14 protein-coding genes are annotated in these 14,882 nt (G+C 46.9%); 6 read left to right on the top strand and 8 right to left on the bottom strand.

What is annotated here, in order from left to right; all coding sequences use genetic code 11:
* Nucleotides 1–74: 74 nt before the first annotated feature.
* The 3 genes from H6F52_RS00460 to H6F52_RS00470 all read right to left on the bottom strand — a co-directional run bounded on the left by H6F52_RS00460 (nt 75) and on the right by H6F52_RS00470 (nt 3,384).
* Nucleotides 75–932: a nucleotidyltransferase domain-containing protein gene (locus H6F52_RS00460; RefSeq protein ID WP_190531174.1), complete on the bottom strand. Its 858-nt coding sequence runs from the start codon at nt 930–932 to the stop codon at nt 75–77.
* A 554-nt stretch (nt 933–1,486) separates the two neighbouring features.
* Nucleotides 1,487–2,824 (bottom strand): ATP-binding protein, encoded by a 1,338-nt coding sequence (locus tag H6F52_RS00465; RefSeq protein ID WP_190531176.1) that lies wholly within the window; start codon nt 2,822–2,824, stop codon nt 1,487–1,489.
* 8 nt (nt 2,825–2,832) lie between these two features.
* Complete coding sequence (locus tag H6F52_RS00470) at nt 2,833–3,384, bottom strand: heme NO-binding domain-containing protein (RefSeq protein WP_190531178.1); 552 nt, start codon at nt 3,382–3,384, stop codon at nt 2,833–2,835.
* Between the two features lie 676 nt (nt 3,385–4,060).
* Between H6F52_RS00470 and H6F52_RS26290 the strand changes: the two genes are divergently transcribed.
* Nucleotides 4,061–4,261 carry a hypothetical protein gene (locus tag H6F52_RS26290; RefSeq protein WP_190531224.1) on the top strand — a complete coding sequence of 67 codons (201 nt, stop codon included), beginning with the start codon at nt 4,061–4,063 and terminating at the stop codon, nt 4,259–4,261.
* A gap of 19 nt (nt 4,262–4,280) precedes the next feature.
* On the opposite strand, the gene H6F52_RS00480 is transcribed toward H6F52_RS26290, so the two are convergent.
* Nucleotides 4,281–5,096, bottom strand: a complete 816-nt coding sequence (locus tag H6F52_RS00480) for an alpha/beta hydrolase (RefSeq protein WP_190531180.1) — start codon at nt 5,094–5,096, stop codon at nt 4,281–4,283.
* 887 nt (nt 5,097–5,983) lie between these two features.
* Nucleotides 5,984–6,715: a hypothetical protein gene (locus tag H6F52_RS00485; protein WP_190531182.1), complete on the bottom strand. Its 732-nt coding sequence runs from the start codon at nt 6,713–6,715 to the stop codon at nt 5,984–5,986.
* Nucleotides 6,716–6,865: 150 nt separating this feature from the next.
* On the opposite strand from H6F52_RS00485, the gene H6F52_RS00490 reads away from it, so the two are divergent.
* Together H6F52_RS00490 and H6F52_RS00495 are read left to right on the top strand one after the other, a co-directional pair.
* On the top strand, nt 6,866–7,549 hold the full coding sequence (locus tag H6F52_RS00490; protein ID WP_190525517.1) for a response regulator transcription factor: 684 nt from the start codon (nt 6,866–6,868) through the stop codon (nt 7,547–7,549).
* A complete protein-coding gene (locus H6F52_RS00495; RefSeq protein WP_190531184.1) occupies nt 7,546–9,015 on the top strand; it encodes an ATP-binding protein in 1,470 nt (489 codons plus the stop codon). The genes H6F52_RS00490 and H6F52_RS00495 overlap by 4 nt, the downstream gene beginning before the upstream one ends.
* Nucleotides 9,016–9,079: 64 nt before the next feature.
* On the opposite strand, the gene H6F52_RS00500 is transcribed toward H6F52_RS00495, so the two are convergent.
* Nucleotides 9,080–9,274, bottom strand: coding sequence for a hypothetical protein (locus H6F52_RS00500; RefSeq protein ID WP_190531186.1), 195 nt, complete (start codon nt 9,272–9,274; stop codon nt 9,080–9,082).
* 179 nt (nt 9,275–9,453) lie between these two features.
* Between H6F52_RS00500 and fusA the strand changes: the two genes are divergently transcribed.
* From fusA to H6F52_RS00515, 3 genes are all read left to right on the top strand, one after another.
* Entirely contained in the window at nt 9,454–11,538 is a 2,085-nt protein-coding gene (gene fusA, locus H6F52_RS00505; RefSeq protein ID WP_190531188.1) for an elongation factor G, read from the top strand.
* Nucleotides 11,539–11,762: 224 nt separating this feature from the next.
* A complete protein-coding gene (locus tag H6F52_RS00510) occupies nt 11,763–12,116 on the top strand; it encodes a DUF6464 family protein (protein ID WP_190412930.1) in 354 nt (117 codons plus the stop codon).
* Nucleotides 12,117–12,401: 285 nt separating this feature from the next.
* Nucleotides 12,402–13,151 carry an SDR family oxidoreductase gene (locus tag H6F52_RS00515; RefSeq protein ID WP_190531189.1) on the top strand — a complete coding sequence of 250 codons (750 nt, stop codon included), beginning with the start codon at nt 12,402–12,404 and terminating at the stop codon, nt 13,149–13,151.
* Between the two features lie 44 nt (nt 13,152–13,195).
* Here the strand turns inward: H6F52_RS00515 and H6F52_RS00520 are convergent, their stop codons facing one another.
* Both H6F52_RS00520 and H6F52_RS00525 read right to left on the bottom strand, forming a co-directional pair.
* A complete protein-coding gene (locus tag H6F52_RS00520; RefSeq protein WP_190531191.1) occupies nt 13,196–13,894 on the bottom strand; it encodes a glutathione binding-like protein in 699 nt (232 codons plus the stop codon).
* Between the two features lie 115 nt (nt 13,895–14,009).
* Nucleotides 14,010–14,840: a dienelactone hydrolase family protein gene (locus H6F52_RS00525; protein ID WP_190531193.1), complete on the bottom strand. Its 831-nt coding sequence runs from the start codon at nt 14,838–14,840 to the stop codon at nt 14,010–14,012.
* Nucleotides 14,841–14,882: the final 42 nt, after the last annotated feature.

Below are 14,882 nucleotides of genomic sequence, written 5' to 3' on the forward strand. Positions count from 1 at the left end.
TTGATTCAGGAACCAGAGCTAAGGCGATCGCGGCAAGCAACAGGAGACTATGCTCAATACTAGCCCCTTAGACTTTACATAACTAACCGACGATTGCCATACCATTGACTCAAATCATGCTCAATTCCTTCAAGGATTGCGATCGCATCCATCATTGATTTTGCATCAACTGCTAACAAAGCAAACACTGACTCAACCCGTTGTTGATAGTTTTGTGGACAGAGCGCAAAGCTGTTGACAACTGCTACCGCGCCTTTCTCATTCAATAGGTATTCTTCATTGAGTGCAAATAATACCTGATTCATACAAGCTACGCTACGGAAACAGCAACCTGCCGCATAGGCAACATCACCGCGTGCAATTGCTTTTTGTGCAATGAACAGTGAAAAACTAATTTCCCAGGCAAAAGTATTAATAGTTGCTTGTTTAAGCTGAATAGGGTAAGGGGTTGTCTTTGCCTTTAAAGCGTCTAAAACGTTATACGGATCGTGGAGTGGCAGACAAATAGCAACTTCACCCATATAAATGGAGGACACAAAACCGTGTGGATGTCCGGGTTGGTAATCAATCGTGATTTGCCCAGCATGGCAATCATTAATGACACGATTAACCTGAGCCACATCACGATAGAGAAAATCTACAGATACTCCTTCTATCTTTAGCCAACCACCGCCATTAATCCATTTTCCCCATCCACCAATTGGGGTGATTAGATTTGCGCGGTGATTGTCGTCAAGTTCAGAGGCCAGGTGATTTAGAGCAGTCACATCAAGCGGATTCTCTGGGTTGTAATAAATTCCTAGATCCACATCTGACTTCTGTGTATGGTTGCCTCGTGCCCTTGAACCCCCTAGAGCGATCGCTGCAATTCCCTGAATTGACTGTAAACGTTCAACAACACGGTGGATGAACTGAGGCAATTGCTGATTCATATTGACTCCATTTTTACCACCAATTCAAAACCCTTTTACATTAGATGCTAATGGACAAGCTTCAAATAATACCCTCACTCATAACATAAGCTGCACAACTATTAGTTGTACCGCATTCGCTATCAAACACCACCCGCTTCAACTATATTTTCTATGTAGAGTTATCTACATGGAATTCTGTTGAATAGTCTGTATCTAGCTGAATCGAAGCGATTAGGCTTTGAGTCCAAGGAAAGCGATCGCGGCAAGCAACAGGAGACCATGCTCAGTTAGTCCCTGCTTTGATGTTTGAGGTCAAGTCAAAACAGATTTTGTGCCCAATCTGCGTCAGAAGATTAATAAGAATTAAGCAATTTGCAGCATACTAGGTTCAGGGAGTAATTCACCTTTTGCAAGCTATGCATCCTCTTACATTTCGATTACGTTTTTACCATTACGAATTGCTTCCTCACGAGTTTTGCTTTGAGTGCAAGACATAACAACGCGATCGCAAAATGGAATCGTGTGCGATCGCTCAGTAACTTTATCCCTTGACCTAGAGAAACATACTGCAATTAGGAAAGTGGAATTTTAATAGTAAATTCGGTTCCCTTTCCTACTTCAGAGATTACCTCGATTGAACCATGATGTTTTTCAATAATTTGATGGCTGATTGATAGTCCTAATCCTGTACCTTTGCCGATAGGTTTGGTCGTAAAAAATGGAGTAAAAATTTTCTCTTGAATTTCCAGAGGAATGCCTTTCCCATTATCTTGAATGCGAATACAGGCGTAATTCAATTCATTTACACTGGTTTGGATCGCAATCTGCTTGGATTTTATATCTGTCTCTAATAATTCATCAGCAGCATTAGAAAGAATATTCATGAAAACTTGGTTTAGCTGGGCTGGATAACACAGAACTTTTGGCAGACATCCATAGTTCCTAACAACCTCAACATCATGTTTCAGCTTGTGATTTAGAATTAATAATGTACTCTCAATTCCTTCATGTAAGTCCACATTTTTTTGTTCTGCTTCATCTAATCTAGAAAAGTTTCGTAATGACAAAATAATATCTCTAATGCGATGACCTCCCATTTCTACAGATGAAACGAGACTGGGTAAATCCTCCAGCAAAAACTCCAAGTCGATTTCCTTCATGTAATTAATGATTTCAGGAGAGGCTTGAGGAAAGTGTTTTTGATAGAGGTTGAGCAGGCTTATTAAATCCTTAACATAGTTGTTTATGTGGCTAAGATTACCGTTGATAAAGTTTAGCGGGTTGTTGACCTCATGGGCAATTCCTGCCATCATTTGCCCCAGTCCAGACATTTTTTCAGCTTGAATCAGTTGCGATTGAGTTTTCTGTAAGTTTTCGATTGCTTGTTCTACGGTTTTAGCTCTCGCCTCTGCTAGGGAAGCGATCGCCTCTTTTTCTCTCAAAGCATCTTTTAATTTGGTCTGCTGCTCTGTCAGTTCGTCCATCAACTTACCCTTTGCTTGTAAAAGAAAGAGAAAGTCGGTAACAGAGTCGTGAATTGCAAAGTCTTTTAATTTAATTCCTAGTTGGTTTAACTGGCTAATTTCCGTAACGACCGGGGAACCCAGAAAAAAAATAACCTCGCTGTCAGTAATAGGCATCATCTGCCCTTTTAGAATCATTTCACTATAAAGCGATTTCAGCGTAAAGATACTATGAGATTGCTTACTAATAGCAGCAAAATTAGCATTTTGAATAATGGGACGCTTAATTTGGAAGCACTGGTCAAGTTGTGACCCGATGATTTGAGGAATAAGCCTCTGCAAAACCTCCCCCGATTGTACGATTGTGCGATCGCTCTTAAACACAAAATGAAAAGGAAAAGCTTGAGCAAACAATTGAGGAGGCAAAGTCAGATCGGGAGGGTGCATAGAAAGGCTCAGTGAGGCTTGTACTGAATTGAGAACTCATCATGGTCTGCACCCTCAGACTTACTTTGGATCTGCGTAACTTCAACAACCGTATCTAAACGTGTTCCTAATCCCTGCACTAATCCCACTACCATTGGAGCTAATCCCTCTCGGTGTGAATGATAGTGGAGGTGCAATGTTTGTTCTTCAACTTCGTTACAGGTGAAGGATGGAGGCTGTAGTTTCGGAAAACTGACTCCAATGCGGGTATGAAGATCGTCCAAATTCTCTAAAAATTCTGGAAGCGTATCACCGTTCATTGCCATTAGTTCCCCATACCCTTCTTCAGCGGTGTATTGAACCCAGAACTCTCCAAAAGCTTGCATGATTTCTGAAGCAGATAAACCTAAAACAAGACTTGCAGCTTTTACAAGTCTGTGGGTCACATCATCCGGGTAAGACTCCATGCTGATGAATGCATCCACCTCGACCTCAGACTTATGGTGAATCTCTTTCCAGGTTTCTTCACCGAAGCGACTACACACCATATCGTGAATTGCTTTGTTGACTAAGCCGTACATAAAATCTCCTGTAGTGCTGTTTTAGACTTTTTCATAATTTGCCTGCAACCCTCGTGAGATTGAGTTGCTGGAATCGGCTGACACAATCTTTTCTTTAGAGAGCCTACTTCTAAGATAACTGCACCAAGTTTGGTACTACTGGAGCCTTATAGCTTTACTACTTAAGAGCGATCGCTCCTCATTCCTTCCCTAGCTGCTGCACAAAAGCAGTATGTTGTGGTGCAGCCAACCCTGACTGGCACGATAGGCACGTTTTTTATCACCTACAGCGATCGCGCCGAACGACAGAAAGCTGCATTGAGATTGTTAGACCGCCGTGTACAATAACTAAACACTCAAGTCCAGTTATTAGCTAAACACTTCCTTTAAATGTGTTCTCAAACTTTCAATATTGTTCCACCGAGACATTAGGCTGGGACTGGCTAACGATTTTGCTTTAGTATCTTGCCACCCCCAATCTGCTCTCATGACATCTTTATCGAGGGGAATACGGTGAGGAGCGCTGAAATCAGCAACGCAATCTACCTTCACCCATCTGAAAATGCCCCATTCACCCAGTTTCCATTGAGATTGATCTTCACTTCCTTCCTTGACCAGTTCAACTATGTGCGTTAGATGTGGAATACAACGAGGCTATCCCAAGGTTCCTAATTCAGCCAACAGCTTTGTACCCTAAATCGTTGAGATTTCTATCAAACTAACTCGATTCCAACTTCCCCAGGCGGTTCAAACACACTTGCAATCTTTGTTGGCTCGTCAGGATAAGGGTCATACGCCGTCTCCAGCAGAACAACAAGAAGCAGAAGGACTTGTTGAACTGGCAGAATTTTTATCCTTACTATATTTGCCCTCAACGCGGGTGATGAAGCAAGCATAGATGACAACGGAGTTCTTGGTTAGACGACTGCTAGGCAGGTATCGAGTGCCGTAGCAAACGGCTCAGGCGCATCAAGCATGAGCCAGTGTCCTGTAGCGGGTAGAGTGATTGTGGTTAGTGCTGGACGGAGGACGTGAAGGCTGAACGGCGAGTTATTCGACGGAGCAAGAATAGCGTGAGCGCGTGCTCCCGGCGAAGCGAGGTACTCATCAAGAGCTTCTAGTGCTTTAAAGGCGAACAAACCGCGAGACGTTCCAAGCAGCCGATCCTTTGGGGTGGCAGCAAGGCGGGCGAGTATTTGATCTTGCGTTGCCGAGGTGCCCCCTGCCAGTGCGTTGCGGAAAGAGTCTTCCAGTACCGATCGCCAGCCGTCGGTTGCGAGTGCCGCTTGCATCGGAGCGATTTGTGCCTCATATACCTCTGTGGGGAACTGAGTGCAATCTATTGGTGGATCTACCAGCACCAACTGCGCGATCGCGTTAGGTTTAGCCGCCGCCGCAGCGAGTGCGACGCAAGCTCCGAAGCTGTGCCCAACGAGCGCGATATGCTCAAGTCCAAGGGCTTCTAATACAGCCAAGAGATCGGCTGCACACGAGGCGGGAGAGTAGTCATCATCCTCAGGCAGTGAGGAAGCACCGTGTCCCCGCAAATCGATCGCGATCGCACGTCGAGTCCGGGCGGCATAAGCAAGTTGTTCATCCCAGAGGTCTGCGGAACACGCCATACCATGCACAAACACTACTGGCAGTAGCTTGCATTCCATAGTGGTGACAGGTGCAGCGGCTTCAAGGATATGAATGCTAACGTTCTGAGCAGCGAGAGTTATTAAGTTCATACTGCTTTCCCTTGAGCCTTAATTGCTTCAGATAATCGCCATTACCCTACAGATTAATCTTAAAGCATTGTCTCTAGTCCAATTGCTGCTCAAACACTGGTCAAGCACCTCAAATACACAAACTGCTGTTCCTGTCCCTGCTATGTGATTAGCCCTGCTTACTGCTCCCATTCTACTTGAACAGGCTTTATCTCCTGTTCGTTGAATGCGGTGAGGCTAGCTCTCAGATTCCCATTTGACCAGTGTATGGCTGTGAGATGATACTTGTAGTCTTCTCCGTATTTAGCGCGATAATTGTACATTTGTTTTAAGGTCTAACGGCTAGCGTTATCGATTGCAGATCAGCTTGAACTCAGCACAAGAAGCATTAGTCAATCCGGTACACGCAGTTGTTAGCCATGCCACTAAACAAGTTAAAGTTCCATTTGCATATTACAACCCTCATAAGGGCAAGGTCGTCCAACTCCTTTCCGAAACTATGACTATCTAAACGAATTTGATATGACCTCAAAAGTGTTCCCAATTTAAAATCCCGGCACTCGTATCCTGAATGCCGGGAAAGATTTAAGTCGCTGAGCCTATATGAGAGATTTCCCGGTTCCGTAGAATCAATCTGATGCTGTGAGGTTTTTCCACTAAACTACCCCTGCATAATTAGAGCAGGGGACGGGATTTGAACCCGCGTCTCGCTAGCCTTGTTCTACAGAGAATGATACAGGGAGCGATTTTTAAAATGAGATTGGAGCAATAGCTTGAGCTTTATTCTGAGCTTAATGCGCTAGGGCGGCTTTACCATTTGCCTACCCCCAGATAAACTGGGGGGCAGGAATCGAACCTGCAAATCCCTACTCGCTAAAAATGAACTTGTACTCCAAATCCAGTGTAGTTTAATCTGCAAATAAATAGCCAAAAATCGCATTAGCAACTTGCCGCTGCTGCACTTCCTTGCTATTGGCTTCTTCTCTAGCTTGAATCACGGCTTTTTGTAACATATCCACTCTACGCAGCATTCGATTCACGCGGTCTTGAGGAAGTGCCCCTGAGAACTCAATCAAACTCCAGGTTCCTTCCACAATATCTTTGGAAACCTCCTTGATTTGGGCAGGGTGATGTTCCGTTGCTTCATAGGCAACGACAAAATCAGTAATTTTCTTGGTTTTCACAGTTTCTTTGGGACTGGTGACGTAGCATCCTCGATTGGGGTCATGCTGCCAGTCTTTATCAATCGAAAGCACGGGTAGCGAAGCAATGAACGTCTTCACATCCTGAAGCTGCTTTTCAAGAAATAATAGATAGGAAACAGGAACATCTGCAATAATAGTCTGTCCATCTACTATTACAGATGCTTTAGCTTCAGTATTAGCGTAGTCCTGAGTAGCTGATAGGTCTAAAAATTCAGAGCAAGATTGCACAAACTTTTCGAGCAACTCATCAGCCCTCAGCGTCAGTTTTTGCGATTCAGGAGGATATACAAATCCATCCTCTTCTCTAGGCTGGTAAGTTCTGCTCAATCCTTGAAATAATGTACTCTTCTGACCCAGTTGCGATACTTCGGCTTTGCCTTTGTTGGCATTTGCTTTAACAGATTGCAACACAGCGATCAACTGATTTAGCTTCATAGAATTACCAAAATTGGTCAATTCAATTATTGCCTAGCCGATAGAGCTAACTTCTGAATTTGCAGGGAAAACTTATTGGAACAGGTGGCTTACAGATAACCACAGGTTAAACTGAATAAACGCCCAAGCCGTCCGACGCATGAGAAACCCATGCATATTCTGTTCGTTGAAGATGAAGCGAAAATTGCCAACTTCGTCCGAGCTGGATTGAAGGAACAGGGATTTGTCGTCGATTACTGTGACAACGGAGACGAGGGGTATACTCGCGCCTTGGACAACGAGTATGACGCGCTCGTGCTTGACATCATGGTGCCGGGAAAAGATGGTTTGTCTATCCTCAAGGGCCTGCGCCGGAAAGGACAGAATGTTCCAGTCATTTTGTTGACTGCTCGTAATGAATTGGATGACCGACTTGAAGGTCTAAATTTGGGTGCTGACGACTATATCGCGAAACCATTTTTTGTTGAAGAACTCGTTGCCCGGATTCATGCAGTGATACGTCGGACTGCGGGCGATCGCCAAAATCTAGTCTGCGTTGGTCCCATCAAACTGGATCGCATCACGCGAGAAGCCACTTGCAATCAACATATCGTTGAACTCACCACCCGCGAGTTTAACCTCTTGGAATACCTAATGCGATCGCCTGGACGAGTCTTCACCCGAACGCAAATCTTGGAACACATCTGGGGCTATGACTTTAATCCCAATACCAACGTGGTCGATGTGTGCGTTCAACGGATTCGTAAAAAAATTGACTCTATCGGTGGCGCGGGTTGGATTGAAAGCATTCGCGGCGTTGGATATCGATTTCGTCAATCAGAGTCTCAAGAGTGAAGCTGCGTTCTTTCCGTATCCGGATTGCTCTATTGTCTGCTGTTCTGGCAGGTAGCGCCCTCATTGGGTTTGGATTAATTTCCTGGTGGCTGATTTATGAGGCAAAGGTGAGCCGTCTGGATGCAGAATTGGAAAGCCAATTGATGCGGGTAAGTCGCCCTCGACCGCGTGGCTGGCAGTCTTATGAAGACTCACTTGGGCAGTTGTTTAGAACCGATACAAAAACAGCGATCGCCTTACTAATAATCGGTGCAGATAACAATGTGCTGTATCGTTCCGAGCAATGGACTGCCGATCTCGATACCAAAAACCTTTGGACATCGCACCCCCAATTGCTGCCGTTTCCATCACCCCCTTCCGAGCGGCCAACAGCCCCCTTTTCCGAAGCCAACCCGCCATTTCCAGAGCGATCGCAACCGCCGCCGGATCGACCTCCGCCTACGCCTCGATTCGTCACTCAGCGCACCGCAAGCGGAACATGGCGGATTGGTGCCGTTACAACACCTTTTGCTCAAATTGCGATCGCAGTGAGTTTAAACGCGATCGCAACTGAGATGGTCGTCATCCGCAACATCTTCCTGATTTCAATTCCAGGGGTACTTCTGCTTGTAGCAGGGGGTGCGTGGGCAATTGCTGGAAGCAGCTTGCATTCCATCCGACGGCTAACCACGAGTATTGGGAATGTCACCGCTAGCGGTTTAGAACAACGGATTCCTATCGGGACAACGGATGTTGAATTTGTCGAGTTAATTCAGGTTTTCAACAAAATGTTGGAACGCCTGGAACGCAGTTTTAAGCAAGCGTCCCGCTTTAGTGGAGATGCTGCCCACGAACTCAAGACTCCGCTAGCGATATTGCAAGGGGAACTGGAACGCACTCTGCAACAAACCGATCCCGGCTCCGAGGTGCAACAAAGCTTGAGCAATTTGCTGGATGAAGTGCGCCGATTAACGGGGATTGTACGTAAACTGTTGCTGCTTTCTCTAGCGGATGCCGGACAAATGAACCTGCATCGAGTTGAGGTGGATTTGTCTGGTTTATTAACTGAGATGCTGGAGGATATCGAACTGCTAGCACCCCATTTGGAGATTCAAACAGAAATTGCTGATAGTTTGTGCGTAAAGGGCGATCGCGACTTACTCATTCAAGTCTTGCAAAACTTAATTAGCAATGCCATTAAATATAATCTCCCGAATGGCTGGATTCGGATTCAGGCTCGTCGTCAGAGTACAGATGTGTTGATTACGATCAGTAATTGCTCTCAAGAGATTCCTCTGGATGAGCGAAACCGAATTTTTGACCGTTTCTATCGCGGCGATCCAGCCCGAACCCGCAAAGTAGAGGGAATTGGATTAGGACTGAGCTTGGCGCGGGAAATCGCGCGATCGCATCGTGGTAATCTGACGCTTGATCCGACATTATCTGGACAGACCGCGTTCACGCTAACCTTACCAGTAGGGTTGTAAAAGCAGCGTTCTTTTTGTACAGAGCCAGCTTTCCCCTTACTCAGTTTTTGTTGAGAATATGCCTTCAATCGCGAAAGCGATCGCTTTCGGGTTTCACGAAGCTGTAACCGCTCCAACAAGAGCCGCACAATACTAGAGCCGCCAGCCAGCGAACTCCGAACCTCTGGCTTGGTAGAGAACAGTGAAATTGGCGCGATCGCACTTTTGCGGCGGCGATATCGCTGATGCAAATATGTCTAATCTCTCTAACCACTGTCACCTTGACATTCCACAATTTACAATTAGTAATGTCGCCAGAGAAACGCAAAAGGATTTCTTTGTATTCCGCGTAATTGAAATCCAGCCTGCACTGGCTACAAAGGCAATATTGATTTCCTGGCTTGTAATGCTTGCAGGTGGTCGCCAACGGTTCGTTGTATTTACTCTAGAGACCAATTTATGAAAGACCTGACTCGTTATCGAAACATTGGCATCTTCGCTCATGTCGATGCTGGCAAGACCACCACAACTGAAAGAATCCTGAAGCTGACAGGTAAAATCCACAAAATTGGTGAAGTACACGAAGGCGCGGCGACGACGGACTTCATGGAACAGGAGCAAGAACGCGGGATTACGATCCAGTCGGCTGCAACTACCTGTTTCTGGAACGATCACCAACTGAACATCATCGATACCCCAGGACACGTTGATTTCACCATTGAGGTCTATCGTTCCCTGAAGGTTCTCGATGGAGGTATTGGTGTTTTCTGTGGTTCAGGTGGAGTCGAACCGCAATCTGAAACCAACTGGCGCTACGCCAACGACTCCAAAGTCGCTCGCATCGTCTACATCAACAAGCTCGATCGCACCGGCGCTGATTTTTACCGAGTCGTCAAGCAAGTCGATCAAGTGCTTGGAGCCAAGCCACTGGTGATGGTGCTGCCAATTGGCATTGAAGAACAGTTTTGCGGCGTGGTCGATCTGCTGACCCGTAAGGCATGGGTGTGGGACAACTCTGGCGATCCGATGAACTATAAGATCAAAGATGTTCCTACCGACATGGTCGATCAGGTCGAGACCTACCGCGAACAGTTGATTGAGCTAGCGGTTGAGCAGGATGATGCTGTGATGGAACAGTATCTCGAAGGGGAAGAGCCGTCGATGGAGGATATTAAGCGTTGTATCCGCAAGGGTACTCGCGACTTGGCGTTTTTCCCGACCTACTGCGGCTCGTCGTTTAAGAATAAGGGCGTACAGTTGGTGCTGGATGCCGTGGTTGACTACCTGCCGAACCCGATGGAGGTCAAACCGCAGCCAGAGATCGATCTGGAAGGGAATGAAACAGGCAGCTTTGCGCTTGTCGATCCAGACAAACCATTGAGGGCACTCGCGTTTAAGATCATGGACGATCGCTTCGGTGCTTTAACCTTCACGCGCTTGTACTCCGGGACATTGTCCAAAGGCGATACCGTACTGAACACCGCGACAGGTAAGACTGAGCGGGTCAGCCGTTTAGTTGAGATGCATGCGAATTCTCGCGAAGAGATCGACTCAGCTCAGGCGGGTGACATTGTGGCGATCGTCGGCATGAAGAACATCCGAACCGGACACACCATCTGCGATCCCAAGAATCCCGCGACGCTGGAGCCAATGGTCTTTCCAGAACCCGTCATTTCCATTTCGGTCAAACCGAAGCAAAAGGGGGGTGAAGAAAAGATGGTCGCCGCGCTCACTAAGATGGTGCAAGAAGACCCGTCTTTCCATATGGTGACAGATGGGGAGAGCGGCGAAACAATTCTCAAGGGGATGGGTGAGCTACATCTCGACATCAAGGTGGACATTCTGAAGCGCACCCACGGGGTTGAAGTTGAGGTGGGTAAACCTCAAGTAGCCTACCGCGAGTCGATTACGAAACGCCTCGAAGACAGTTACGTCCACAAGAAGCAGTCTGGTGGTTCTGGTCAATTTGCCAAAATTGGCTATGTAATTGAGCCGGGTGAACCAGGCAGCGGCTTCCAATTTGAGTCAAAGGTGACAGGTGGTACCGTGCCGAGAGAGTATTGGCCAGCAGTGGAAAAAGGCTTTGAAAGCTGCGTCGATCGCGGTGTATTGGCTGGGTTCCCCTGCATGGACTTGAAGTTCACGCTGCTTGAAGGTGGTTTCCACCCGGTGGACTCGTCAGCAATGGCGTTTGAGATTGCTGCAAAAGCCGCTTATCGGCAGTCTGTTCCTAAGGCTGCGCCTCAGCTGCTCGAACCAATCATGAATGTTGATGTCTTCGCACCAGATGATTACATGGGCGATATCATCGGCGATCTTAACCGCCGCCGAGGGATGATGAAATCTCAGGAGACAAATCAGACGGGGGCACGCATTAAGGCAGATGTGCCTTTGAGCGAAATGTTTGGCTACATTGGCGATCTGCGTACCATGACATCTGGGCGCGGACAGTTCTCAATGTCGTTCTCGCACTATGCACCTTGCCCCAGTAACATCGCAGAAGAGGTGATCAAAGAAGCGAAAGAGCGTCAGGCTGCACACTAGGGCATTGGCTCCGATGAAGCGATTTGTCGGAGCCAATAACCGATAGCAATCCTCAATCAGTTGTGAGATTTTTGCGTAGTGTGAGCGTCCTGCTTGCGTTGAATCCCAGGCAAGATGACCGCACTACGTATTCTTATGACTTTTTTTAGGACTTGAATAGGACTGCTGTATATAGATGTGGATTTGATGCAAATTTTCTGGCGGTCTGTCGATATTAATTCTTTATGAAGCTGAATCCTTTGCCTACAGAAGTCATTCTGAGCCATCCCCGTTCTACCCTGAGTCATCTATATCTAGACTGGAATCCTGAGCCTGGAGCCTATTTGGAAGTCGAGGGTCAAACATATATGGTTTTAGAACGTAGGCATCGCTATCTGCTCAAATCGGGCCGTTATCAGCTTCACAAAATTGCTCTTTACGTTCAAAAGTTCGATACCCCGGCAGAGTGTAGTCTGTTGGACGGGCGCTGGGTAATCGGAGATATCACCTGCTCATACAATGCTCGCTCTGAGTTGCTTCGATGTACGATTAATCCCAGTGGGCCTTGCGATCGCTGCGTTCATTATCAGCCCTTTTAGAATCGCTCTTTATCCCATCAGTTGCGGCTTAATGCCATCTTCGGGTTGCTACAACGATTCGAGCAATAAAGAGCCATTTTATATAAAAAAGTTTAAACTTTGTCTTGCCAACGGATGACGTGACGTACTTCGCTCAGAAGCCCTGAATCCTAGTAGCGTCGGTAGTTATATTAATCTGCATCGATAAAGGTAAAACGAAATCGTTTCTGCTTAACCTTGTGCTAGCAAATATTCTAACGTTTTCATCGCAGGAGCCAGACGCAGCTTAGAAATTAAGGAGTATGTATGGCAGGAAAATTAGACGGAAAAGTGGCAATCGTCACTGGTGCATCGGCGGGAATTGGTGAGGCGACTGCGATTGCGCTAGCAGCGGAAGGCGCTAGCGTAGTAATTGCAGCACGACGTTTTGATCGACTGAATGCGATCGCAGATGGCATTGCAGCGACGGGTGGAAAAGCATTGCCAATCGTGGCAGATATCACGGATGAAACTCAAGTTCAGAACCTAGTAGAAAAAGCCAACGCACAACTCGGTCGAGTGGATATCCTCGTCAACAATGCGGGCATTGCTTTGTCAGGTAATATTGAGGGAGCAAATACGTCTGACTGGCGACGCATGATCGATCTCAACGTTCTGGGATTGATGTATGCAACTCATGCGGTTCTTCCTATCTTGAAGGCACAAGGATCGGGACATATCGTTAACATTTCATCGGTTGCCGGTCGAACCGCACGAGTAGGAATCGGTGGCTACAATGTCACAAAATGGGGAGTCAATGGATTCTCGGAATCGTTGCGGCAGGAAGTGTGCAAGCACAATATTCGCGTCACTATCATCGAACCAGGCATGGTGGATACGGAAATCGACAGCCACATTACCGATCCAATCGCCAAACAGCGCACCGAAGAACGGCGTAAATCGATCGTTCCTCTGCAAAGCGAAGACGTTGCAGCCGCGATCGTTTATGCCGTGACGCAGCCGCCGCGTGTGAATGTCAACGAAATTCTAATTCGACCCACCGATCAAGACTGGTAGATCGCAAATAGCGAAGCGGCTGTTTCTGTGAGAACCGCTTAAGTTTAGCGCTTGACCGTATCGGCGGACTGATTGAACAACAGATCCCGCGCCTGATCTGGACTGATTACTTGATCTTTAAAAGCTTCTGCTTTCTCATAAGCGCGAATGGTTGCAGGACGGGCTTTTATCGCTTCAAACCAGCGTTGCAGGTGGGGAAAATCTTCGATTTTTTGGTTTTGCTTTTCGTAGGGCACGATCCAGGGATAAGCAGCGATATCGGCGATCGAATAATCACCGACAATAAATTCGCGATCGCTTAATCGTTTATTCAACACTGCATACAAACGTCCTGTTTCATTCACATAGCGGTTAATCGCGTAGGGAATTTTTTCAGGGGCGTATTGAGTGAAATGATGGTTTTGTCCTGCCATCGGTCCGAGTCCGCCCATCTGCCAAAATAGCCATTGCAGAACCTCTGCGCGATCGCGAATATTTGCTGGAATCAACTTTCCGCTTTTTTCTGCCAAATACAGCAGAATCGCACCAGACTCAAAAACAGAAATCGGTTCGCCACCCTCAGCAGGTTCGCGATCCACGATTGCAGGGATGCGATTATTGGGGGAAATCTTTAGGAACTCTGGTTTAAATTGATCGCCCGTGCCAATGTTAATCGGAACGAGGGTGTAGGGTAGCCCAACTTCCTCTAGAAACAGAGTAATTTTATGTCCGTTTGGTGTCGTCCAGTAGTAAAGGTCAATCATGATGATGTTTCCTGAATATTACAAAGATTAGGTTTTAGCGATCGCTTTCAGCGCCGAACTGACAGCTCAAAGATAATCAATGCTGTGGTTGCCATGCGCTCAATTATTTCTCCTCCTACACACCATGCTGCTTAAACCATGCCTGAAGGCGTTTCCAACCATCTTTGGCTTCTTTCTCGCGGTAAGAGGGGCGATAATCGGCAAAAAAGGCGTGGGGTGCATTGGGGTAGACAATGATGTCAGATTTGCTGCTGCTGGACTTCAAGCGATCGCGCATCTGCTCTACTGTATCGAGGGTAATGCCCGTATCCTTGCCACCATAGAGTCCGAGAATGGGGACGTTCAGCGCCGAGGCAATATCGACGGGATGTTTGGGTGTCAGTTCGGTGGCATTGCCCACCAGCCGACCGTACCATGCCACCCCTGCCTTGACTTGGGGATTATGCGCTGAGTACAGCCAGGTAATGCGTCCGCCCCAGCAAAAGCCGGTAATCGCCAATTTATCGGCATTCCCCTCGGCTGACTTTACCGCCCAGTCTACCGTAGCATCCAGATCGGACAGCACTTGGGCATCCGGTACTTTGGCGACTACTTGGCGAATTTCATCAACGTTGCTTAACTTTAAAACATCGCCCTGACGCACAAACAATTGGGGTGCGATCGCTAGGTACCCCAATTTGGCAAAGCGACGGCAAACATCCTGAATATGCTCGTGTACGCCAAAGATTTCCTGAATCACCAAGACAATCGGGAAATTTCCACTTTTTGCTGGCATCGCCCTGTAAGCTGGAATTTCGCCATCTTTAACTGGAATTTTCACTGCACCCGTGACTAATCCCTTGGCATCAGTCGCAATCGTTTTGGCAGAAATGGGTTGCACTGCTAGGGCAAAACCTGTTGTCAGGGTAGCCGTAACCATAAATTGGCGGCGCGTGATTTCTTTCATTCTCTTTACCTTGAGCTATGCAGTCTCAATCCTAGTTAAGGA

Origin of the sequence: Coleofasciculus sp. FACHB-542 (assembly GCF_014695825.1) — a bacterium.
Lineage (GTDB): Bacteria > Cyanobacteriota > Cyanobacteriia > Cyanobacteriales > FACHB-T130 > FACHB-T130.

What these genes read in the sequence shown, in the direction of transcription:
- H6F52_RS00460 (WP_190531174.1), bottom strand. Translation starts at nt 932, where the DNA reads ATGAATCAGCAATTGCCTCAGTTCATCCACCGTGTTGTTGAACGTTTA.
- H6F52_RS00465 (WP_190531176.1), bottom strand. Translation starts at nt 2,824, where the DNA reads ATGCACCCTCCCGATCTGACTTTGCCTCCTCAATTGTTTGCTCAAGCT.
- H6F52_RS00470 (WP_190531178.1), bottom strand. Translation starts at nt 3,384, where the DNA reads ATGTACGGCTTAGTCAACAAAGCAATTCACGATATGGTGTGTAGTCGC.
- H6F52_RS00480 (WP_190531180.1), bottom strand. Translation starts at nt 5,096, where the DNA reads ATGAACTTAATAACTCTCGCTGCTCAGAACGTTAGCATTCATATCCTT.
- H6F52_RS00485 (WP_190531182.1), bottom strand. Translation starts at nt 6,715, where the DNA reads ATGAAGCTAAATCAGTTGATCGCTGTGTTGCAATCTGTTAAAGCAAAT.
- H6F52_RS00490 (WP_190525517.1), top strand. Translation starts at nt 6,866, where the DNA reads ATGCATATTCTGTTCGTTGAAGATGAAGCGAAAATTGCCAACTTCGTC.
- fusA (WP_190531188.1), top strand. Translation starts at nt 9,454, where the DNA reads ATGAAAGACCTGACTCGTTATCGAAACATTGGCATCTTCGCTCATGTC.
- H6F52_RS00510 (WP_190412930.1), top strand. Translation starts at nt 11,763, where the DNA reads ATGAAGCTGAATCCTTTGCCTACAGAAGTCATTCTGAGCCATCCCCGT.
- H6F52_RS00515 (WP_190531189.1), top strand. Translation starts at nt 12,402, where the DNA reads ATGGCAGGAAAATTAGACGGAAAAGTGGCAATCGTCACTGGTGCATCG.
- H6F52_RS00520 (WP_190531191.1), bottom strand. Translation starts at nt 13,894, where the DNA reads ATGATTGACCTTTACTACTGGACGACACCAAACGGACATAAAATTACT.
- H6F52_RS00525 (WP_190531193.1), bottom strand. Translation starts at nt 14,840, where the DNA reads ATGAAAGAAATCACGCGCCGCCAATTTATGGTTACGGCTACCCTGACA.